Origin of the sequence: Brevundimonas vesicularis, from assembly GCF_044807075.1 — a bacterium.
Classification (GTDB): domain Bacteria; phylum Pseudomonadota; class Alphaproteobacteria; order Caulobacterales; family Caulobacteraceae; genus Brevundimonas; species Brevundimonas vesicularis_G.
The window spans coordinates 1360285-1381356 of sequence record NZ_CP085234.1; the positions used below are offsets into that span (position 1 = coordinate 1360285).

17 protein-coding genes are annotated in these 21072 nt (G+C 67.7%); 6 read left to right on the forward strand and 11 right to left on the reverse strand.

Going from position 1 to position 21072, the window contains the following annotated elements; genetic code table 11:
* Positions 1–129: 129 nt before the first annotated feature.
* Complete coding sequence (locus LG306_RS06680) at positions 130–1275, forward strand: mechanosensitive ion channel family protein (RefSeq protein WP_091749403.1); 1146 nt, start codon at positions 130–132, stop codon at positions 1273–1275.
* On the opposite strand, the gene LG306_RS06685 is transcribed toward LG306_RS06680, so the two are convergent.
* From LG306_RS06685 to LG306_RS06715, 7 genes are all read right to left on the reverse strand, one after another.
* Positions 1244–1657 (reverse strand): surface-adhesin E family protein, encoded by a 414-nt coding sequence (locus LG306_RS06685; protein ID WP_112863754.1) that lies wholly within the window; start codon positions 1655–1657, stop codon positions 1244–1246. The two genes, LG306_RS06680 and LG306_RS06685, sit on opposite strands and share 32 nt — an antisense overlap.
* Entirely contained in the window at positions 1654–5091 is a 3438-nt protein-coding gene (smc, locus tag LG306_RS06690; RefSeq protein WP_404419201.1) for a chromosome segregation protein SMC, read from the reverse strand. The genes LG306_RS06685 and smc overlap by 4 nt, the downstream gene beginning before the upstream one ends.
* Positions 5092–5103: 12 nt before the next feature.
* Complete coding sequence (locus tag LG306_RS06695) at positions 5104–5715, reverse strand: thioredoxin domain-containing protein (protein WP_404419203.1); 612 nt, start codon at positions 5713–5715, stop codon at positions 5104–5106.
* A 15-nt stretch (positions 5716–5730) separates the two neighbouring features.
* The gene (locus tag LG306_RS06700; RefSeq protein WP_039246870.1) at positions 5731–6375 is read right to left on the reverse strand and encodes a DsbA family protein; all 645 of its coding nucleotides are present in this window, start codon (positions 6373–6375) and stop codon (positions 5731–5733) included.
* Positions 6376–6483: 108 nt separating this feature from the next.
* Entirely contained in the window at positions 6484–6939 is a 456-nt protein-coding gene (locus tag LG306_RS06705; protein WP_404419206.1) for a response regulator, read from the reverse strand.
* Positions 6940–8034, reverse strand: coding sequence for a PAS domain-containing protein (locus LG306_RS06710; protein WP_404419208.1), 1095 nt, complete (start codon positions 8032–8034; stop codon positions 6940–6942).
* 106 nt (positions 8035–8140) lie between these two features.
* Positions 8141–8695: a DUF721 domain-containing protein gene (locus tag LG306_RS06715; RefSeq protein WP_404419210.1), complete on the reverse strand. Its 555-nt coding sequence runs from the start codon at positions 8693–8695 to the stop codon at positions 8141–8143.
* 20 nt (positions 8696–8715) lie between these two features.
* On the opposite strand from LG306_RS06715, the gene mutY reads away from it, so the two are divergent.
* The gene (gene mutY / locus LG306_RS06720; protein WP_404419212.1) at positions 8716–9765 is read left to right on the forward strand and encodes an A/G-specific adenine glycosylase; all 1050 of its coding nucleotides are present in this window, start codon (positions 8716–8718) and stop codon (positions 9763–9765) included.
* Positions 9766–9768: 3 nt separating this feature from the next.
* Here mutY and LG306_RS06725 read toward each other — a convergent pair whose 3' ends face one another.
* From LG306_RS06725 to LG306_RS06740, 4 genes are all read right to left on the reverse strand, one after another.
* A complete protein-coding gene (locus tag LG306_RS06725; RefSeq protein ID WP_404419214.1) occupies positions 9769–11916 on the reverse strand; it encodes a glycogen debranching N-terminal domain-containing protein in 2148 nt (715 codons plus the stop codon).
* A gap of 150 nt (positions 11917–12066) precedes the next feature.
* The gene (locus tag LG306_RS06730) at positions 12067–13182 is read right to left on the reverse strand and encodes a glycosyltransferase family 4 protein (protein ID WP_404419664.1); all 1116 of its coding nucleotides are present in this window, start codon (positions 13180–13182) and stop codon (positions 12067–12069) included.
* 210 nt (positions 13183–13392) lie between these two features.
* The gene (locus tag LG306_RS06735) at positions 13393–14484 is read right to left on the reverse strand and encodes a site-specific DNA-methyltransferase (protein ID WP_404419216.1); all 1092 of its coding nucleotides are present in this window, start codon (positions 14482–14484) and stop codon (positions 13393–13395) included.
* A 97-nt stretch (positions 14485–14581) separates the two neighbouring features.
* Positions 14582–16669 carry a catalase gene (locus tag LG306_RS06740; RefSeq protein WP_404419218.1) on the reverse strand — a complete coding sequence of 696 codons (2088 nt, stop codon included), beginning with the start codon at positions 16667–16669 and terminating at the stop codon, positions 14582–14584.
* Positions 16670–16851: 182 nt separating this feature from the next.
* Here LG306_RS06740 and murC point away from each other — a divergent pair, with 182 nt between their 5' ends.
* The 4 genes from murC to LG306_RS06760 all read left to right on the forward strand — a co-directional run bounded on the left by murC (position 16852) and on the right by LG306_RS06760 (position 21056).
* Positions 16852–18264, forward strand: a complete 1413-nt coding sequence (gene murC, locus LG306_RS06745; RefSeq protein ID WP_404419220.1) for a UDP-N-acetylmuramate--L-alanine ligase — start codon at positions 16852–16854, stop codon at positions 18262–18264.
* Entirely contained in the window at positions 18261–19163 is a 903-nt protein-coding gene (murB, locus tag LG306_RS06750; protein WP_404419222.1) for a UDP-N-acetylmuramate dehydrogenase, read from the forward strand. The genes murC and murB overlap by 4 nt, the downstream gene beginning before the upstream one ends.
* Before the next feature lie 76 nt (positions 19164–19239).
* Positions 19240–20181 (forward strand): D-alanine--D-alanine ligase, encoded by a 942-nt coding sequence (locus LG306_RS06755; protein ID WP_404419224.1) that lies wholly within the window; start codon positions 19240–19242, stop codon positions 20179–20181.
* On the forward strand, positions 20169–21056 hold the full coding sequence (locus LG306_RS06760; RefSeq protein WP_217431720.1) for a cell division protein FtsQ/DivIB: 888 nt from the start codon (positions 20169–20171) through the stop codon (positions 21054–21056). Before LG306_RS06755 ends, LG306_RS06760 begins: the two co-directional genes overlap by 13 nt.
* The last annotated feature ends 16 nt before the right edge of the window (positions 21057–21072 follow it).

Below are 21072 nucleotides of genomic sequence, written 5' to 3' on the forward strand. Positions count from 1 at the left end.
GGTGGAGGGGTTCTTCGCGCCGAAGGAACCCCTCCGTCACGGCGCGAAGGGCGCGCCGCGCCACCTCCCCATCGCTTCGCGACAGGGAGGAGACATCAACCCTCTCGGCCCTGACGCGTTAGGAAGCTCATGCCTCCCGAAATCATCGCCGTCACCCGCCAGATCCGCGCCCTGTGGCATCGGTTCGACTGGCTGCCCGAATGGGCGGTCATCGGCCTGGTCCTGCTGGTCTTCGTCGGCGGCGGCTGGCTGACGCACAAGATCGTCTTCGCCATCCTGCGTCGCGTCGTTCGGAACAAGGATCTCTTCTGGCGCGGCGTGGTCGAACGCGCCCGGGTCAAGCTGCGCGTCCTGATCATCATCATCGGCATCGGCATCGGCGTGACCGTCTCGCCCATGGATCCCGGCCCTTCCGAGGATATCCGCAGCGCTCTGCTGTTCCTGTTCATCCTCACCCTCGGCTGGATGGCGTCGGGCGTGCTCGACATGTGGTCGGTCATGCACCTCAAGCGGTACAATATCGCCGTCGAGGACAATCTGCTGGCCAGGAAGCACTTGACCCAGACCCGCATCCTGCAGCGGGTGGCCAAGGTCGTACTGTTCATCGTCACCGTGGGCCTGGCCCTTATGACCATCGCCGGCTTCCGTCAGTGGGGCGTCAGCCTGCTGGCCTCGGCCGGCGTGGTCGGCATCATCGCCGGTCTGGCGCTTCAGCCGATCCTGACGAACATGGTCGCCGGCATCCAGATCGCCCTGACCCAGCCCATCCGCCTGGACGACGCCGTCATCGTCGAGAACGAGTGGGGCAATGTCGAGGAGATCACCTCGACCTATGTGGTGGTCAAGCTGTGGGACTGGCGCCGGATGGTGCTGCCCCTGTCATACTTCATCACCAAGCCGTTCCAGAACTGGACGCGCGAGAACGCCCGCCTGATCGGCGTGGCTTTCTTCTACGTCGACTACGAAGCGCCCATCGACCGGCTGCGCACCGCCTTCGAGGGCATCGTCAAGGCGTCCAAACACTGGGACGGCGACGTGCAGGTGATGCAGGTCACCGACATCACCGAACGCGTGCTTCAGGTGCGCTGCCTGGCCAGCGCGCGCTCGGCCCCGGTCGCCTTCGACCTGCGCTGTGAGATCCGCGAGAAGCTGATGGCCTTCATGCGCGACGAATGCCGCGAGGCCCTGCCGCGCGACCGTATCGAATGGCCGCAAGGGTCGGACAAGCCCGCCGAGGGGGCGGTCAGTCCGCCAGCGCCCTTTGTCCCTGGCTGATGGCCTGCTCCAGCGTCAGCGCTTGAGCCGGCCGTTCGACCCCGCAGGCGATGGCCAGCAGCTCGGCTGCATCCCCGCCCGGCGCGGCGTCATAGGCGGGGGCGGCGTCCGGCGTCGCCGGCCCTTCCGTTCCGTCCGCCTTCAAAGAGGAAAAGTCCAACCGATCCGCCGTCCTCGCGCGACAGTCGAACGCCCACCGCGACCAGCCGCCGACATAGGTCACGTCTCCGACCTTGAACCCGGCCTCGGTCACCTGCAGCTCCCGCATCCGCGCCACGTCGCCCTCGCGTTCGATCGAGGCCGCGTCGGCATAGATGGCGAACCGTCCCACGCCGGTCGGGACCAACTGAGGATCGGCGAGCGCGAGCAGCAGGGCGATCATGCGACCAGGGTCTCCGCCTGTTTCAGGTCCACGCTGACCAGCTGGCTCATGCCGCGTTCGGGCATGGTGACGCCGTACAGCCGGTCCATCCGGCTCATGGTCACGGGGTTGTGGGTGATGACGATGAAGCGGGTATCGGTGCGGCTGCGCATCTCGTGCAGCATCCGGCAGAAGCGGTCCACGTTGGCGTCGTCCAGCGGCGCATCCACCTCGTCCAGCACGCAGACCGGCGCGGGGTTGGCCAGGAAGACGCCGAAGATCAGGGCCGCCGCCGTCAGCGCCTGCTCGCCTCCGCTCATCAGGCTCATCACCGACAACCGCTTGCCGGGCGGGCAGGCGTAGATCTCCAGTCCCGCTTCCAGCGGGTCGTCGCTTTCGACCAGCTTCAGCTCAGCCTGGCCCCCGCCGAACAGCGCTTCGAACAGCGTCTTGAAGTTGGCGTTGATGACGTCGAACGCCGCCACCAGCCGCTCACGGCCCTCGGCGTTCAGCTCGTCGATGCCGTCGCGCAGCTTGGCGATCGCCTGGGTCAGGTCGATGCGCTCCGACTTCATGCTGTTCAGCCGCTCGCCGTATTCGACCGCCTCGTCCTCTGCGCGCAGGTTGACGGCCCCCAGGGCCTCGCGCTCGCGCTCCAGCCCGTAGAGCAGGCTCTCAGCGCCGGCGGCGTCGGGCGGCCGGGCGATGGCGTCGTCGGTCAGCTTCTGACCCAGCTCCTTGGGCGACATCTGCGCCGTCTCGCGCAGGGTGGTTTCGGCCTCGGCCAGCTTCTCGGCGGCGGCCTCGGCGCGGGCGGCCAGGCCGGCGCGCGCCTCGCGGGCCTGCGACGCGGCGGTCTCGGCGGCGCGCGATGCGCGGTCGGCCTCGGTCGCCTGGGTCTCCGCGACGGCCATGGCGTCCGACGCCGCCTGTTTCCTCTGTTCGGCGGCGACCAGCGTGTCCAGCAGCTTGCCGCGCTGTTCGGCGAAGCCCTGTGGCGCGACCTCGGCCTGCTTCAGCAGGGCGGCCGTCCGGTCTGCGTCCTTGGCCAGGGCGGCGACGCGGCCGGCGCTGTCCTTGGCCCTGGTCACCCAGCCTTCGCGCGCGCGGGTCAGGCCGCCCAGCCGCTGCTCGCGGCCCTGACGATCGCGGGCCTCGGCGTCGCGGTCCGACCGGGCGGTCTGGGCCGCAACGCGGGCGGCGTCGGCCGTGGCGCGGGCGGCCGTCAGTTCGTCGCGCAGGCCGGCGATCGTCTCGGACGGGGCGTCAGTGGTCTGGGCGGCGTCCAGCGCGGCTTGCGCCTCGGCTGCGTCGGCCGCCAGCCGGGTTACGGTGTCGTCCAGCGCCTGGGCGCGCGCCTCGCGGCGGGCCTGTTCGCGGGCCAGGGTCTCGACGCGGTCGCGGGCTGCGGTCACGGCCTTGTCGGCGGCGAAGGGCTTCAGGCGCGCGGTCTTGACCGCCTCTTCGGCGGCGCGAAAGGCTTCCGTCGCCGCCTTCTGGGCCGCCTGCGCCTGATCCAGCGCCGGTCTGCCCTTGTCGATCTCGGCCTCCAACTCGGCCAGGCGCGTGCGCTGGGCCAGGCGTACGGCGGCCGGGCGCGGCGCCTCTGCGCGGCTGACGAACCCGTCCCAGCGATAGAGGTCGCCCTCGACCGTCACCAGGCGCGCGCCGGGGGGCAGGGCCTGAGCCAGCCGGGCCGCGTCGGCCTTGGGCGCGACGCCGCAAAGAGCGAGGCGCGCGGTCAGCTGTTCCGGGGCCTGGACATGATCCGAAAGCGGCGCGATCCCGGCAGACCAGGACGGGGAAGGCGCATCCGCCCCGCCCCAATAGGCGGCGGCACGGGCGTCCAGCGCCGCGTCCAGATCGTCGCCCAGGGCGGCGGCCAGGGCGGCCTCATAACCCTTGTCGGCCCGCACCTTGTCCAGGGCGGGGGGATGGTCGCGCTTGCCGGTGACCAGCAGTTGGGCCAGGCCGCGCGCCTCGGTCTGATGCCGGCCCAGCCGGTCCTCTGCGGCGCGGGCGGCGGTCCGTGCCTCCTGTTCGGCGCGGGCCAGTTCGCCGCGTGTCGCCTCGGCTGCCTCGACGGCGTCGCGCGCCGCAGCGAGGTCAGCCTGCGCCGCTTCCAAAGCCTGGCGGCCGGTTTCCATCTCGGGCGTTTCCAGCGGCCCCAGAGCGTCGCGTTCGCGTCGGGCCTGATCATGCTGGGCGGTGACGCGGGCCAATCGGGCCTCGGCGTCGCGCTTGCGGGCCGTCTCGGCGTTGGCGCGGGCCTCGACGGCGGCCAGCATCCCCGCCAGCCGTTCCACCTCGCCGTCGGCGGCTTTGCGGGCGTCCTCGGCGGCGGCCAGGGCCTTGTCCAGTTCGGGGCCGCGTTCGGGGGCGGCGGCGATCTCGGCCTTCAACCGGGCAAGTTCGTGCTCCAGCCGGTCCAGTTCGCGCTGGGCGTCGGCGGCCATGCCGTCTTCGCGCGCGGCGTCGGCGGCGATGCGCGCGGCCTCGGCCTTGAGGCGATCCACTTCCGCGCGGGCGGCCTGTTCAGCCATGTCCAGCCGATCGCGCTCCAGGCTGGCGCGGTGCAGCAGGGCGGAGGCAACGGCGTCCTCCTCCCGCGCGGGCTTCAGGGCGTCCTGGGCGGACAGGGCGGCCGTCTGGGCGGCGGCGGCGGCGGTCGCGGTGTCGGCCACCGCACGGTCGGCGTCGCGCAGTTCGGCGGCGGCGGCCTCCGCGGCCAGACGCGCGTCGTTCCAACGCACATAGAGCAGGGCGGCCTGAAGGGCGCGGATCTCGGCCGAGATCTTCTTGTACTTCTCGGCCTGGCGGGCTTCGCGCTTAAGCCGGTTCAGCGCCGTCTCCAGCTCGCGGCCGATGTCGTCCAGCCGGTCCAGATTGGTCTCGGCCGCCTTCAGGCGCAACTCGGCCTCATGACGGCGGGTGTGCAGACCGGCGACGCCGCCCGCCTCTTCCAGAATGCGACGGCGGTTCTGCGGCTTGGCGGCGATCAGTTCCGAGATCTGGCCCTGACGCACCAGGGCGGGCGAGTTGGCGCCGGTGGAGGCGTCGGCGAACAGCAGCTGCACATCGCGGGCGCGCACCTCCTTGCCGTTGATGCGGTAGGTCGAGCCCTGGCCCCGGTCGATGCGGCGCGACACCTCCAGCACGGGGCTGTCTGTGAAGGGCTGGGGCGCGCGGCGCTGCGCGTTGTCGATAGTCAGGCTGACTTCGGCGTGGCTGCGCGGAGGACGCCCGGCGGCCCCGGCGAAGATGACGTCGTCCATGCCCTGCCCGCGCATGGCCTTGGCCGAGTTGGCGCCCATGACCCAGCGCAGGCTTTCAAGGACGTTGGACTTGCCGCAGCCATTGGGGCCGACGACGCCGGTCAGGCCGGATTCGATGTGCACCTCCGCCGGATCGACGAACGACTTGAAGCCGACGAGCCGGAGGCGCTGGAACTGCATCCTCCCGACGGACTACCGAAGCAGCGGATCGATGACGGCCGACAGGGCCTCCATCGAATGATCCATCATCATCGTCCCGTTGATGAAGAAGGTGGGCGTCCCGGTGACGCCGGCCTTTTCGGCGCCTTCGATCTGCTGATCCAGGGCGGTGCGGACGGCGGTGGTTTCGATGCAGGTCTGAATCTGTTCGCGGGTCTTACCGCTGGCGGCGATGCCGGCGGCGAACCAGGGTTGCGGTCCGGTGACGCGCAGGCCCGCCTGATCACGCATGAAGACGGCGGCCACGTCGAAGTAGCGCTCGGGCGCTGCGCACATCGCCACGACGGCGGCGGCGGCGGCCAGATTGGCGGGCGGGGTCGGCAGGTTGCGGTGAACCAGCCGGACCTTGCCGGTGTCGATATACTTGGCCTTGAAGGCTGGCAGCACGGTGTTGTGGAAGTCCGCGCAGTGCGAGCAGGTGAAGGACGCGTATTCGATCACCGTCACCCGCGCGTTCGCCCGACCCAGAACATGGTCCTGGGCCGTGACGGGCGGAGGCGCATCGGCGGCGAGCGCCGGCGCCGCCGAACCGCCGGTCAAGGCGGCGAGGGCGAAACCGGCGGCGATGAAGGCGCGTCGCATCATCTCGCTTGGCCTCGGTTACTTGGCCAGGGCCGCGTCGATGGCGGTGGACAGGTCGGCCAGGCTGGCGCCTTCGCCGCCGGGCGAGATGACCTGCGTTTCGTTGACGTAGAAGGCCGGGGTGCCGGTCACGCCCTGGGCGCGGGCGGCCTGAACGCGCTTCTCCATGGCGGCGACGGCGTCCTTATCGGTGACGCAGTCGTTGAACTGCTGCTCGGACAGGCCGGCGGCCTGGGCGGTGCGCAGCAGCCAGTCGCGCGGCGAGGAGGTCAGCATCTCCTGCTGCGTCGCCATCAGCTGGTGGACGACGTCGAAATACTTGTCCGGACCGGCGCAGCGCGCGACCAGGAAGCCTGCGGTGGCGGCGTCGACCGGCGGCGTCGGCAGTTCGCGGAAGACGTAGCGCACCTTGTTGGTGTCGACGTATTTGGCCTTGAACGCCGGCCAGGTGTTCTTCTGCCACAGGGCGCAGTGGGGGCAGGTGACCGAGGCGTATTCGACCACCGTGACCTTGGCGCCTTCGGGCGCGCCCAGACCCATGTCGCCCTCAGCCGCACCCTTGGCGCCGCCGCCGCAGGCCGCCAGAGCCATGGTCGCCAGTGCGGCGCCGGTGATGGCCGCACGACGGCTCATGCGGGCGAAGCGGGATTCAGTGTCGGCCATGAAGGTTCCTCGGATCGGATCGTTGGCGATGATCGCGCGATTCCCCCGGGAATGGCGCAACCCTGAACTAGTCTGGAACAGGTGCGGCGAAGTTTTGTCAACAGCGCCTTATCCGCGCGCCCAGGCCCGATCGATCGCGGGTGCGGGGATGAAACTTTGCGGTCTGTCCTGGCGCGGCGGCGGATCGCTTAGGCCCTGCTGGATGAAGCGCATCGCCGACAGCAGACCGGAACGCGAGAAGGGCTTGGGGATCACGCCATGCGCGCCCAGGAAGTCTTCGGGGATCATCTTGGGGTTGGCGGTCAGGAACACCACGGCGGTGGACGGCCAACGGTCCTTGATCAGGCGACAAACGTTCAGGCCGCTGGAGTTATCCGCCAACTGGATATCGACGAAGGCGATGTCGGGCGGGGCATCGAGCGACAGAGTTTCGACCTCACTCAGCGACATGGCCTCGGCGACCAGCCGGTGGCCCTCATCCTCGAGCATGGCCTCGAGATCCATCACGAGCAGGGCCTCGTCCTCGACAACCAGGACGTCGAAGTGGGGCCCAGCGGCGCCCACCTAGCCGCTCACGGGGAAGTCGACGACCGCGCGTGTTCCGTGTTCGGCCGGCAGCCACAGCGTCTTGCCGCCAATCTGTTTGGAGAGACGACCGATCAAAGTCTTGCCCAATCCCTGATGCGCGGCGCCGGGAATGCCGGGTCCGTCGTCCTGAACAACGACCTGGCCGCCTTGTTCCGTCTTCTTGGCCGAGACGATCAATCGGCCGCCCCGATGATCGGCGAAGGCGTGCTTGATCGCATTGGTCAGCAGTTCGTTGATGATCAGGCCGATCGACGAGGCGTGGGTCGAAGGGATGAACATCGCCTCGACATCGACGGAGACCTCGATGTCGCTGCGTCCCGTCGATCCGATGACATCGGCGACCAGGGTGTTGGTGAAGGCGCCGACGTCGAACTGGGTGACGTCCTCGGACTGGTAGAGTTTGCGGTGAACGGTCGCCAGGGCGTCCACCCGCTCCAGCATGGAATCGAGGGTCGCGGTCAGGGCCGGATCGGACAGGGAGCGCGATTGCAGCCGCAGCAGCGAGCCGATCATGGTCAGGTTGTTCTTGACCCGGTGATCGACCTCATGAAGCAGCAGGGTCTTTGCGGTCAGGGCTTCCTGCAGGTCGGCGGTGCGGGCCGCGACCTCGCGCTCGACGACGGCCTTCTGCTTTTCGACCAGAACCTGGGCCTCGACGCGTTCGGTGACGTTCAGCTGCGAGGCGAAGAAATACTCGATCTCGCCCTCGGCGTTACGCACCGGGCTGATGAACAGGGCGTTCCAGAAGGTGCTGCCGTCCTTGCGATAATTCAGCAGGTCAACATGAATATCTTTGCCGGCTTCGATCGCTTCGCGGATCCTGGCGACGGAGGCTTTGTCCGACTTGGGGCCTTGGAGGAAACGGCAGTTCTGGCCGATGATTTCGTCGCGCTCGTAACCCGTCAGGTCCTGAAAGGCCTTGTTGACGAAGACGATCGGATTGTCGGGCAGGCGCGGATTGGTGATGACCATCGGCATGCGTGTACCGCGAACGGCCGCCGCAAACGGGTCGCCCCGACCAAACTCATGTTCGACGACATCGGTAAGTCGCCAATCGTCTTGTTGCTTCATCGGGCTCGGCGTCCAGGCGCGCGACCAGGACATGCCGTGCGGAGTTCTTATCTTTACCGTCCCTACCTACAGCAGGCGATAAGGCCTGCCAACCGAGACGCGGGGATCAGTCGCCGCCGATGTCGGAACGCGACAGGGCGACGCGGCCGAGGCGCGCCAGGGCGACGCGCAGATCGTCGGGGGCTGAAGCGATCGATGCGGCCAGATCGGCCTCGGCCTGGGCGGGCAGGGGCGGCGGCTTGGCGCTGCGTTTGGGACGGGCGGCGGCCTCCTTCAAGGGGGTGATCGGGCCTTGGGCGATGCGCAGTCGATCCACCGTCCCGGCGCCCAAGAACAGGTTGACGCGGGCCAAGATGTCCTCAGACTGGTGCTGGATCAGCAGGGCGGCGGCGCCGGCGACGCGCAGCTCCAGCACGCCGGGCTGGCCGCCTTTGCCCTTCGTCAGCTTCTGCGGTCGGGTGACGCGGGCCAGGCGATCGCCGACGATCTCGCGCCAACGAGGCTCCAGCGCGCCGGCGCCCCGTCCGAACTGCTCGTCCAGCTTCTTGATCAGGGGCGTCAGCGCCTTGCCCGCGCGCGGCGCCGGCCGGGGGACCGGACGGGTGCGGCGGCGAGACAGGATCTCGCGGACCTCGGAGTCTGTGGGCAGCGTGCGGCGCATGGGTCTATATAGCGCGACCGATGCCTGACGTCTCTCCCGACATAGACCTGATCCGCGCCCGGCTGCTGGCCTGGTACGACGCCCATGCGCGCTGCCTGCCGTGGCGGGCGGCCGTCGGCGCGCCGCGGACCGAGCCTTATCGCGTCTGGTTGTCGGAGGTCATGCTGCAGCAGACGACCGTGCCGCATGCGACGCCGTATTTCCACGCCTTCACCACGCGCTGGCCGACGGTCTCGGACTTGGCGGCGGCCGAGGATGCGGAGGTGATGGGGGCCTGGGCGGGGCTGGGCTACTACGCCCGCGCCCGCAATCTGCTGACCTGCGCGCGGGCGGTGGCGGGCGAGCATGGCGGGGTGTTTCCGGACACCGAGGCGGCGCTGCTCGCCCTGCCGGGCGTCGGCGCCTATACGGCCGCAGCCGTCGCCTCCATCGCCTTCGACCGGGCGGCCAATGTCGTGGACGGCAATGTCGAGCGGGTCATGGCGCGTCTGTTCGCGGTCGAGACGCCGGTCCCCGCCGCCCGGCCCGAGCTGAGGCGGCTGGCGGGTCTGTTCGTCATGGACGAGCGGCCTGGCGATTGGGCGCAGGCGCTGATGGATCTGGGCGCGACGGTTTGCCGGCCCAAGTCACCGTCATGCGGGACCTGTCCCGTGGCCAGCGAATGCCTGGGTCTGGCCACGGGCGACCCGGCCCGGTTTCCGATGAAGACCAAGAAGGCGGACCGGCCGCATCGGCGGGGCGCGGCCTATGTGCTGGTCGACAATCAGGGGCGGGTCGCAGTCGAGACGCGGCCTGAAAAGAGGCTGCTGGGCGGAATGCTGGGCCTGCCTACCAGCGACTGGACGACCGGCGAGCCGGTTGCCACAGCGCCCGTCGAAGCCGACTGGCGCGAGGCGGGGGCGGTGGAGCACGTCTTCACCCACTTCAGCCTGACGCTGACGGTGATGACCGCGCGCGTCAATGCGGAGGGCTTCTATCGCTGGATGCCGATCGAGGCGGCGCGGGCCGCCCTGCCGACGGTCTTCGCCAAGGCGCTGGATCGGGCGAGCGCGCCCGATCTCTTCGGCTGAGGCCTATCGCAACGTGCGGATCGCGACCTTGCCTCGCTTGTGGCGGGGGATGACCACCGCGCGCCCGTCGGCATGCTGGATGTTAAGATCGACGACGGCGCCGCCGACTTCCAGGCCGGCGATCTTCAGACGATCCAGGCCGGCGGGCAGGACGGGGTCAGCGAGATCGACCGTCTCGGTCCAGGCGTCGATCGACAGGCCCAGCGTCGCCTGAAGCATCAGGAAGACCGATCCCGCCGCCCAGGCCTGGGGCAGACAGGCGACCGGATAGGCGATGGGCGGCTCGCCCGGCTCACGCGGGAAGCCGCAGAACAGTTCAGGCAGTCGCAGATGGAAGTGGGCGGCCGCAGCGTAGATCTCGGCCAGAATTTCGGCGACCGCGTCGCGCTCGCCGTAAGCCGCCATGCCGGCGGCGGCCATGGCGGTGTCGTGCGGCCAGACCGAGCCGTTGTGATAGCTCATCGGATTGAAGCGGGCCTGTCCGACCTCCAGCGTGCGGATGCCCCAGCCGGTGCGGAACTCGGCGGTCAGCAAGCGTTTGGTGACACGCCGCGCGCGTTCAAGCGACGGCAGGCCGGTGAACAGCAGGTGCCCGGCGTTGGAGGCGATGGCGCGACATTGCTGGCCGTCGCCGTCGAGGGCCACGGCGTAGAAGCCCTCGTCCTCCATCCAGAACTTTTCCTCGACCAGAGAGCGGACCTGTTCGGCGCGCATCCGCCATTCGGTCGTGCGGTCGTCGTGCAGGCGCTCGCCCAGATCACCCAGCGCTTTCCAGGCGGCGAAGGCGTAGCCCTGAACCTCCAGCAGCGCGATCGGACCCTTGGGGAAGCGACCGTCGGCGTGGAAGATGGAATCCTCGGAGTCCTTCCAGCCCTGGTTGGACAGGCCGGTGTCGGCGCCGCGCTGATAGTCGATCAGGCCGTCGTTGTTGCTGTCGCCGTAGTCACGCATCCAGTCGGCGGCCGCGATCAGATTGGGCCAGAGCTTGCGGATCAGATCAAGATCGCCGGTGCGGTTGGCGTAGGCGCCGGCCAGGGCCACGAACAGGCAGGTGGTGTCGACCCCGCCGTAGTAGAGGCCGAACGGCACCTCATGCAGGGCGCTCATCTCGCCGCCGCGGGTCTCGTGCATGATCTTGCCGGGCTGGCTGTCCCGGTAGAGCGACGTCTCGGTCGCCTGGCGTGAGGCCAGATAGGTCAGCACGCCCTTGGCCAGCGACGGATCCAGCCACAGCATTTGCCAGGCCGAAATGATGCCGTCGCGACCGAACGGGGTCGAGAACCACGGCGTGCCCGCATAGGGATAGGGGCCGGTCGGCAGGTCGGTGGTCAACAGCGCCATGTCGGCGCGCGACTGATCCAGCCAGTCGTTGAAGCGCGGGCTGCGCGGGCCGCGCACCGAGGCGCCGCGCCGGCGTTTGGCGCGCATAGCCAGGCGGGCCTGGATGGCGTTCTGGCGCCAGCGATCGGCGTCCGGCGTTTCGCAGGCGTCCACGCCGCACTCGATGAACAGGTCCAGCGAGCGGCCCTTGGGCAGGCTGAACATGAACTCGGCGCGCTGGTGCGTCAGGCGCGCGGGCGGTTCGGAAAAGGCGATGCAGCTGGACCGGTCCACGTCGTCCAGGCCGGTATAGCGGAAGGTGACGCGGCGACCGTCGGTGGTCGGCGTGTGGATCGTCCCGCGCTTGGCTCGCGGCGTGCCGCGCACCTGGAAGATATCGAAGAAGTCCGCGCCGAAATCGAAGGCCAGCGGCAGCAGGATGTCTTCAACCCCATGGTTGACCATGCGGATGCGCTCGAACATCCGCCGGTTCCAAAGGAAGCGCCGGCGCTCGATATGCAGAACCCCGGCCGGAGCCGACCGGCCGCCCATCGGGGGCAGGGGACGGTTGGTGGTGTGGCAGGAGAAGAAGACGTTGTCCTGGCTCACGCCGGACGACAGGCGCGACGGCTTCAGCAGGCCGACGGTCATGGACCAGCGCGACAGGACGCGGGTGTCGCCTGCGAACAGGCCGTCCGCGCCGCCCTTCATGTCTCCCCATCCGTCGGCGACCAGGAAGGTATCGCCTTCCTTCAGCGCCATGAGCTGTTCGAGACCCGTGGCCTCGACCGATTCACCGGCGGTCAGTTGAGTGGAATAGGCGTCGTCCATGCGGTCTCTTCCCCGTCGTTGTGAGGCCTCGGCCGAACGTGTCGCACCCGAATGCGGCGCTCAGGGGCCGCTTGAGTGATGAAATGAAGCAGGCGGCAGAGGGTTCACCCATGCCGCCTGTTTTTCTTGGGTAATCGTAGGCTGCGACGCTTAGGCGATGGCGGCGAAGCTGCGGCCTTCTTCGAGCGGACGCAGCGGGGTGACGACATTGTCCAGCGCGGATTCCGCGAACGGACGGCGCGCCAGTAGGTCGCCGTAGACGTTCAGGTAGCGGCGCGCCATGGCGGTGGCGGAGAAGCGCAGGTCAAAGCGCGCGCGCACGGCCTCGCGGTCCAGCAAATGGACGCGCCCGGCGGCGGCGATCGCCTGCTCCATCGTGTCGACGAGGAAACCCGTGGCGCCGTCTTCGATGACTTCGGGGGTCGAACCGCAGCGGAAGGCGACGACCGGCGTGCCGCAAGCCATGGCCTCGATCATCACCAAACCGAACGGCTCTGGCCAATCGATAGGGAAGAGCAGGGCTTCGGCTCCGCCGAGGAAGGCGGACTTCTGATGGTCGCCGATCTCGCCGATGAACTCGATCAGCGGATTGCCCTCGACCAGCGGGCGGATCGTCTCTTCCCAATAGCGTTTGTCGGCGGCGTCCACCTTGGCGGCCATCTTCAGACGCTTGCCCAGTTTGTTGGCGATCTCGATGGCGCGGTCGGGGCGTTTTTCGGGCGAGATACGGCCGAGGAAGGCCAGATAGCCCTCGGACTTCGGGGAGAAGATGTATTGTTCGCCGGGCATGCCGTGATGGACGGTGGCCTTCCAGTTGGCGAAATGCAGCGGCTTGCGCTGATCGTCGGAGATGGAGACCAGGCCGAACTCGCTCCAGCGCGCATAGACGCCGGGCAGGTCCTTCATATCCAGACGGCCATGCAGGGTCGTCAGGGTCTTGTCCGCATATTTCTGGAACAGCGGGAAATGGACCATGTCGGTGTGGAAGTGGATGACGTCGAACTCGTCGGCGCGGTCTAGAACTTCGCCAAGCATCGACAGGTGGGCAGCGAGGTCGGATTTCAACGGCGCCGGATCCAGTCGGATGGCCTGGTCGCGCACGGGCACCAGACGGGCCTTGGTCTGGGCGTCGGCGCTGGCGAAGAGCGTCACGTCATGGCCGAGATCGACCAGGGCGTCGGTCAAATGCGCGACCACACGTTCCGTGCCGCCGTACAGCTTGGGAGGCACAGCCTCGTACAGCGGGGTGATCTGCGCGATTTTCATGGTGATGTGCTCCGACACCGCATCCTGGCGGGCCGTTGACATCAATGTTCTCGCAACTGCGAAGTTCCATTGCAGGCAGCGAATTTTCACATAGGTTTCGTGGGGTTACAGCGAAGCTGACCCTACGATAATGTGCGAAATCGTACCTATCTGATGTGTCGGTCAGCTAAGTGTTTGATGTGATTGATGCGACGCGCCGTCGCACCGACCTTACATCGCCGCGCGGACCTCCGAGCGTAAAGCGTCGATGGATTTAAGGCCCTGGTCCGTCTTGAACCGCCAGTAGGTCCAGCCGTTGCAGGCCGGCGCGTTTTCCAGCAGCGCGCCCAGCTTGTGGATCGAGCCGCTGAGCGAGCCGTGAACCAGCGAACCGTCCGCACGAACGCGCGCTTCGCGCTCGCCCTTGGGGCAATACAGGCGGTCGCCGGGTTGCAGCAGGCCGGCCTCGACGAGAGCGCCGAACGGAACTTTGGGCTCGGCGCGCTTGGAACCGGTGACAACTAGATCCTCGGGTCGGGCAGGGATGACCGAGGCGATGCGGGTTTCGGCGACCTCGGCATAGGTCTCGTCACGTTCGATGCCGATGTAGTGGCGGCCCAGGCGTTTGGCGGCGGCGCCGGTGGTGCCGGTGCCGAAGAAGGGATCCAGGATCACGTCGCCGGGGCGCGTCGCCGACAGCAAGACGCGGTGCAGGAGGGCCTCAGGCTTCTGGGTCGGATGGGCCTTCTTGCCGTCGGCGTCCTTGATCCGCTCCTCGCCCGTGCACAGGGCGAAGGTCCAGTCGGAACGCATCTGGGTGTCTTCGTTGAAGGCCTTCAGCGCATCATAGTTGAAGGTGTAGCGCTTCTGATCCCGCGACTTGGCGGCCCAGATCAGGGTCTCATGGGCGTTGGTGAACCGGGTGCCCTTGAAGTTCGGCATCGGGTTGGACTTGCGCCAGATGATGTCGTTCAGCACCCAGAAGCCCAGGTCCTGGATCGCCGATCCCAGGCGGAAGACGTTGTGATAGCTGCCGATCACCCAGATCGAGCCCTCGGGCTTCAGGACGCGGCGGCATTCCGCCAGCCAGGCGCGGGTGAAGGCGTCGTAGTCGGCGAAGCTGGCGAACTTATCCCAGTCGTCATCGACCGCATCGACCTTGGAATTGTCGGGACGCAGCAGGTCGCCGCCGAGCTGCAGATTATACGGCGGATCGGCGAAGACCATGTCCACCGAGGCGTCGGGCAGGCTCTTCAGCACCTCGATGCAGTCGCCACGATGAATGATGTCCTTGGCGAGGACAGGGGTCTTCAGATCGGACATGGAAACGCGGCCCCGCAACAGTGAGACCGCTATGGTGAATCCTTGTGGTTAAGGTCGGGTAACCGGCGCGAAGCGATCGCGCCGGTTATCAGTCGCCTTACGCCAGCATGCGCACCTTGGGCTCGCGGTCCCACTGGCGGGTGCGGGCGGGGGCGAGGAAGCCTTTGGCGTCCTTGGACAGGTCGATCACGCCGGTGTCCGGCTCGACGCCTGCCTTGTCCAGCAGGGGCTGAGCCTCGGGCGTGTGGCCGATGGCCTTGAGGTGGCCGAAGGCGTCCTTGGCGAAATCGACTGCGGCGCCTTCTTTCAGCATCTGGGCGCAGCCGTCCTCGGACAGAACGATCGCCACGGCGTCGAACAGGACCGACGGGCTGCCGGCCAGTTGCCCGTCTGCGGCCAGGGCCTTGCCGCCCTTCAGCTTGGCCCCGCCGATCTTGGGCGCGACGATGAAGACCGAGCCGCCGTCGCCTTCAACCGCCGCCTTCACGGCGTCGACGACCGCACCGTCCGAACCGTCGGCGACCAGGATGGCGACCTTTCGGCCCTTCAGGGTGTCGGGATATTTGCCGACGATGCGCAAGGCAGGCGAGGCGTCCAAATCGATGGGCGCCACACCGGGGTCGGACGCCTTGGGCAGGGGCAGGTTCAGGCCGTCTGCGACCCGCTGGGCCAGGGTTTCATCGACGTTCTGCAGATTGGCCAGAACACGCTCGCGAACGTGAGCGAGCGACACCTTGGACAGTTCAAAGACGATGGCGCTGGCCAAATGGGCCTGTTCGATCTCGGTCTGGGAGCGGAAGAACAGCCGTGCCTGGCTGTAGTGATCGGCAAAGCTTTCGGCGCGCAGCCGGACCTTTTCGCCCTCTACTGGGATGGGCGCGGTGCGGAAACCGCTCTTGAGATCTTCACGCGGGCCGCCGTCCTCGCCCGCTTCGGCCAAGCTGTTGGGCTCGTAGTTGGCGCGGCCCTTGGGCACTGCCATCTGCATATGGCCGTCGCGCTGGAAGTTCTGGAAGGGGCAGCCCTTGGCCTGGTTGATCGGGATCTGGTGGAAGTTGACCGTGCCCAGACGCGACAACTGGGTGTCCTGATAGGAGAACAGCCGCCCCTGCAGCAGCGGATCTTCCGAAAAGTCGATGCCCGGCACGATGTTGGTCGGCAGGAAGGCGACCTGTTCGGTTTCGGCGAAGAAGTTGTCCGGGTTGCGGTCCAGAACCATGCGGCCGATCACGCGGATAGGATATTCTTCTTCCGGCACCAGCTTGGTGGCGTCCAGAATGTCGAAGGGCAGGGCGTCGGCCTGGTCCTGGGTGAACAGTTGCACGCCGAACTCCCATTCGGGGAAGTCGCCCTGATCGATGGCCTCGTACAGGTCGCGGCGGTGATAATCGGGGTCGGCGCCGGCGATCTTGACCGCCTCGTCCCAGCAGGTGGATTGCGTGCCCAGCTTGGGCCGCCAGTGGAACTTGACCAGAGTCGCCTCGCCTTCGGCATTGATCAGCCGGAAGGTGTTGACGCCGAAACCTTCCATCATGCGTAGGCTGCGCGGGATGCCGCGATCCGACATGGCCCACATGACCATATGCATGCTCTCGGGCATCAGGCCGATGAAGTCCCAGAAGGTGTCGTGGGCGCTGGCCGCCTGGGGATAGCCCTTGTCGGCCTCCATCTTCACCGAATGGATCAGGTCCGGGAACTTGATCGCGTCCTGGATGAAGAAGACGGGGATGTTGTTGCCGACCAGGTCCCAATTGCCCTCGGTCGTATAGAATTTGACCGCAAAGCCGCGCACGTCGCGCGGCGTATCGACCGAGCCCGCGCCGCCGGCCACGGTCGAGAAGCGGGCGAACAGCTCGGTCTTGTTACCGACCTCGGTCAGGATCTTGGCCGTAGTGAAGTCCGACAAACTGTCGGTCAGTTCGAAGAAGCCGTGGGCGGCCGAGCCGCGGGCATGGACGATCCGCTCGGGGATACGCTCGTGGTCGAAATGCTGGATCTTCTCGCGAAGGATGAAGTCTTCCAACAGTGTCGAGCCGCGCGGGCCGGCTTTCAGAGAGTTCTGGTTGTCGCTGATCGGCGTGCCGTGATTGGTGGTCAGGCGGGTCTCAGGCGTCGAGGCGGTCTGGTGCACCTCGCCGGCGTTGCCGATTATCGGCGCGCCCGCCGGCTTTGTGTTCTTGGCCATCTTGGAAGTCCTTTGGAGCAGCGGCGCAAGCGGGAGCCGCGCGCGTTCCCGAAGACAACTCGGTGGAGGCGCAATAGTTCTGTGCGAGTTCGTGCACAGCCGCGCCCGATCGTCCTTAGAAAAGTTCGCTCCGTGTGCGGCGCGCCCTTCGCAGGAGGCGAGGCGGCGTTTATGAGGCGAAAATGATCGCACGCCTTCGCCCCGTCCCGTTCGACCTCGGTCCCGTTCATTTCGTCGGCATCGGCGGCATCGGCATGAGCGGCATCGCCGAGATCATGCTGAAGATCGGCTATTCGGTGCAGGGCTCTGACGCCAAGGCCAGCGCCAATACCGAGCGGCTGGAACAGCTGGGCGCCAAGATCTTCATCGGCCACGACGCCGCCCATGTGGGCGAGGGCGTCTCGGCGGTGGTCTATTCCACGGCGGTCAAGGCCGACAATCCCGAGATGAAGGCGGCCCGCGAGCGTCGCATCCCGCTGGTGCGCCGGGCCGAGATGCTGGCCGAGCTGATGCGGCTGCAGTTCTCGATCGCAGTGGGCGGCACGCACGGCAAGACGACGACGACCTCGATGGTGGCGGCCCTGCTGGATGCGGCGGGCCTGGATCCCACGGTGGTCAACGGCGGCATCATCAACGCCTACGGCACCAACGCCAAGGTCGGCGACGGCGACTGGATCGTGGTGGAGGCGGACGAGAGCGACGGCAGCTTCCTGCGCCTGAAGTCGACGGTCGCCATCGTCACCAACATCGATCCCGAACATCTGGATCACTACGGCGACTTCGACGGGGTGCGGAAGGCGTTCGTGGACTTCGTCGAGAACATCCCCTTCTACGGGTTCGCCGCGGTCTGCCTGGACCATCCGGAGGTGCAGAAGCTGGTCGCGGCCATCGATAACCGGCGCCTCCTCACTTACGGCACGAACCCGCAGGCCATGGTACGGGCTGAAAACTGCCAGATGGGACCGGACGGCGCGCGTTTCGACGTTGTGATCCAGAACGGCGAGACCCACCGCATCGAAGGTCTGCACCTTCCGATGGCGGGTTGGCACAATGTGTCGAACGCCTTGGCCGCCATCGCCGTGGCGCGCGAACTGGATGTGTCGGACGACGCGATCCGCACCGGTCTGGCCGGGTTCGGCGGGGTCAAGCGGCGCTTTACCACCACCGGCGTCGTGGGCGGCGTCCGCATCGTCGACGACTATGGCCACCACCCGGTCGAGATCGCCGCCGTGCTGAAGGCCGCACGCCAGGTGACGGAAGGTCGCGTCATCGCGGTGGTTCAGCCGCACCGCTATACGCGTCTGCGCGATCTGATGGACGAGTTCTCGACCTGCTTCTCGGACGCCGACAGCGTGATCGTCGCCGACGTCTATCCTGCCGGCGAACAGCCGATCGAAGGGGTGGACAAGCACGCCCTGGCCGACGGTGTGCGCCGCTACGGCCACCGTCACGTCCAGGCCTTGGAGAACGCCGCCGTCCTGCCACGCCTGATCAAGGATGAGGCCAAATCCGGCGACGTCGTCGTGCTGCTGGGCGCTGGCGACATCACCAGCTGGGCCTATGGCCTGCCGGCGCAGTTGGAGGCTCTGGCGTGATCGCTCTGCCCGAAGTGCGCGGCAAGCTGCTGCGGAACGAGCCGCTCGCGCCCTATACCTGGTTCCGGGTGGGTGGGGCGGCCGAGGCCCTGTTCATTCCGGCGGACGCCGAGGATCTGGCGGATTTCCTGAAGGCGCTGGACCCGGCCGTGCCGGTGACGGTTCTGGGCGTCGGATCGAACGTCATCGTCCGTGACGGCGGGGTCGAGGGCGTGGTGATCCGCCTGGCGGGCCGCCCGTGGGCGCAGATCACGACGGACGGCGACACGGTCACGGCCGGCGCGGGCGCGCTGGATTCGATGGTCGCCAAGGCCAGCGCCAAGGCGGGGATCGCCGGGCTGGAATTCTACGCCGGCATTCCGGGCACGATCGGCGGCGCCCTGACCATGAACGCCGGTTGCTATGGCTCCGAGACCAAGGACGTGCTGGTGTCGGCCTGGGGCCTGACGCTGGCGGGCGAGCGGGTCGATTACGCTCTGGCCGACTTCGGCTACACCTATCGCCATTCCCAGGCGCCGGCCGACATCGTCTGGATCGAAGCGACCTATCGCGGCACGGCCGACGAACCCGAGGCCGTCGCGGCCCGGATCACCGAGATCACCAGCCGCCGCGAGACCACCCAGCCGATCCGCGAGAAAACGGGCGGCTCGACGTTCAAGAACCCCGAGGGCCATTCGTCGTGGAAGCTGGTGGATGAGGCCGGCTGGCGCGGCAAGCTGCACGCCGAAACCGGGGGTGGGGCCAAGTTCAGCGAACTGCACTCCAACTTCATGATCAATCCCGGCGAGGCGACAGCCGCCGATATCGAAGGCCTGGGCGAAGCGGTTCGCGCCGATGTCTTGGCGAAGACCGGCGTTCAGCTGGAATGGGAAATCAAGCGGATCGGACGCGCGGGATAAAAACCCGCGCAAAAATGACCGTCGGGCGCGAATGGTTGACGGCCTGTTAAACATGTAGGCCCCAATCCAAGGCGTCATGGCCCGCGCATTCAAAGATCTTCATGTCGCCGTTCTGATGGGCGGCCTTTCCGCAGAGCGGGAGGTGTCCCTCTCGTCGGGCGAGCAGTGCGCGCAGGCGCTGGAGCGGCAGGGCGTGCGCGTCAGTCGCGTGGACGCCGGGCGGGATCTGGCCAATGTGCTGTCCGGCCTGATCAAGCCGGACGTGGTGCTGAATTGCTTGCACGGCGCCTGGGGCGAGGATGGCTGCGTTCAGGGCGTGCTGGAGACCCTTCGGATTCCCTACACCCATTCCGGCGTGCTGGCCTCGGCCCTGGCGATGGACAAGGACAAGTCCAAGGCCGTGCTGCGGGCGGCCGGCATCAAGGTGCCGGGCGGCGGTCTTTACGATCGTCACGAAGTCGCCAGCCGCCACGTCATCGACCCGCCCTATGTCGTCAAGCCGAATGCAGAGGGCTCGTCCGTCGGCGTCTTCCTAGTGCGCGAAGGCGCCAACCGGCCGGTTTCCGAAGTGGGCGAACCGGGGTGGGCTTACGGCGAGCAGGTCGTCGTCGAGCCCTATATCGCCGGCAAGGAGCTGTGCGTCACCGTGCTGGGCGAACCGGCCGGCCCGCGCGCCCTGACCGTCACGGACATCACCCCCACCAAGGGCTTCTATGACTATGAGGCCAAATATGCGCCGGGCGGATCGGTGCACGTCCTGCCGGCCGTTCTGCCGCCGCACGTGTTCGACAAGGCGCTGCGTCAGGCCGAGGCGGCGCACGTGGCCATGGGGTGCCGCGGCGTGTCGCGATCCGACTTCCGTTATGACGATGTTAACGACGATCTGGTCCTGTTGGAGGTCAATACCCAGCCCGGCATGACCCCGACTTCGCTCGCCCCCGAGCAGGCCGCCCATACCGGGATGAGCTATGATGATCTGGTTCGGTGGATGGTGGAGGACGCCTCATGCCCGCGGTAGTTCGCGGCGGTCGGCGGCAGGGTTCTAATCAGGCTCCACAGCGCGGTTCGGCTTCCAAGGGCGGAGGACGGTCGCGCGGCGGGGCCCAGAACGCGTCCGCCGTTCCCGGCAAGATGGCCGCCATCGGCCGTGTCGATATTTCGCCCCGCACCGCCGTGATCGCGCTGGGCGCCGGCGCGCTGCTGCTGGTCGGGGTTCTGGCCACGGGTGCCCGCGCCGAGCGGATCGGCGCCTCGGTTTCCCATGGCCTGGACAATGTGACGGCCGGCATGGGCCTGACGCTGAAGCGGGTGCACATCACCGGCGCGTCGCCAGAGGCCGAGCCGGCGATCCAGCGCGCGCTGGGCCTGTATTCCGGTCAGCCGATCACAAGCCTGGATCTGGACGCCATTCGCACGCGGGTTCAGGGCGTGGGTTGGGTCAAGGAGGCGCGGGTCGTGCGCCTGTTGCCCGACACCCTGATCGTGGAGGTCAAGGAACACGACCGCCTGGCCGTCTGGCAGGAGGCCGGTCAGATCAAGGTGATCGACAACCGGGGCCAGGTCATCGACGGCGCCGACGCGCGTCGCTATCCGACCCTGCCGCTCGTCGTGGGCAAGGGCGCCGACGTGGCGGCGGGCGAGATCCTGCCTCTGCTGGCCCAGCGCCCGCGACTCATGGGGATGGTGGATGCCCTGGTGCGCGTGGATGAGCGCCGCTGGGACCTGCGTCTGAAGGACGGCAGCCTGATCCAACTGCCCGCCACCGAACAGGAGGCGGCACTGATCCGCCTCGATGCGCTGGACCAGCGCGAACGCCTGCTCGACTTGGGCTTCGCCCGCGTCGATCTCAGAACCCCCGACGAGGTCGCCGTGCGACCCGCCGGTGACGCCTAAGGACCGTAGAGACATG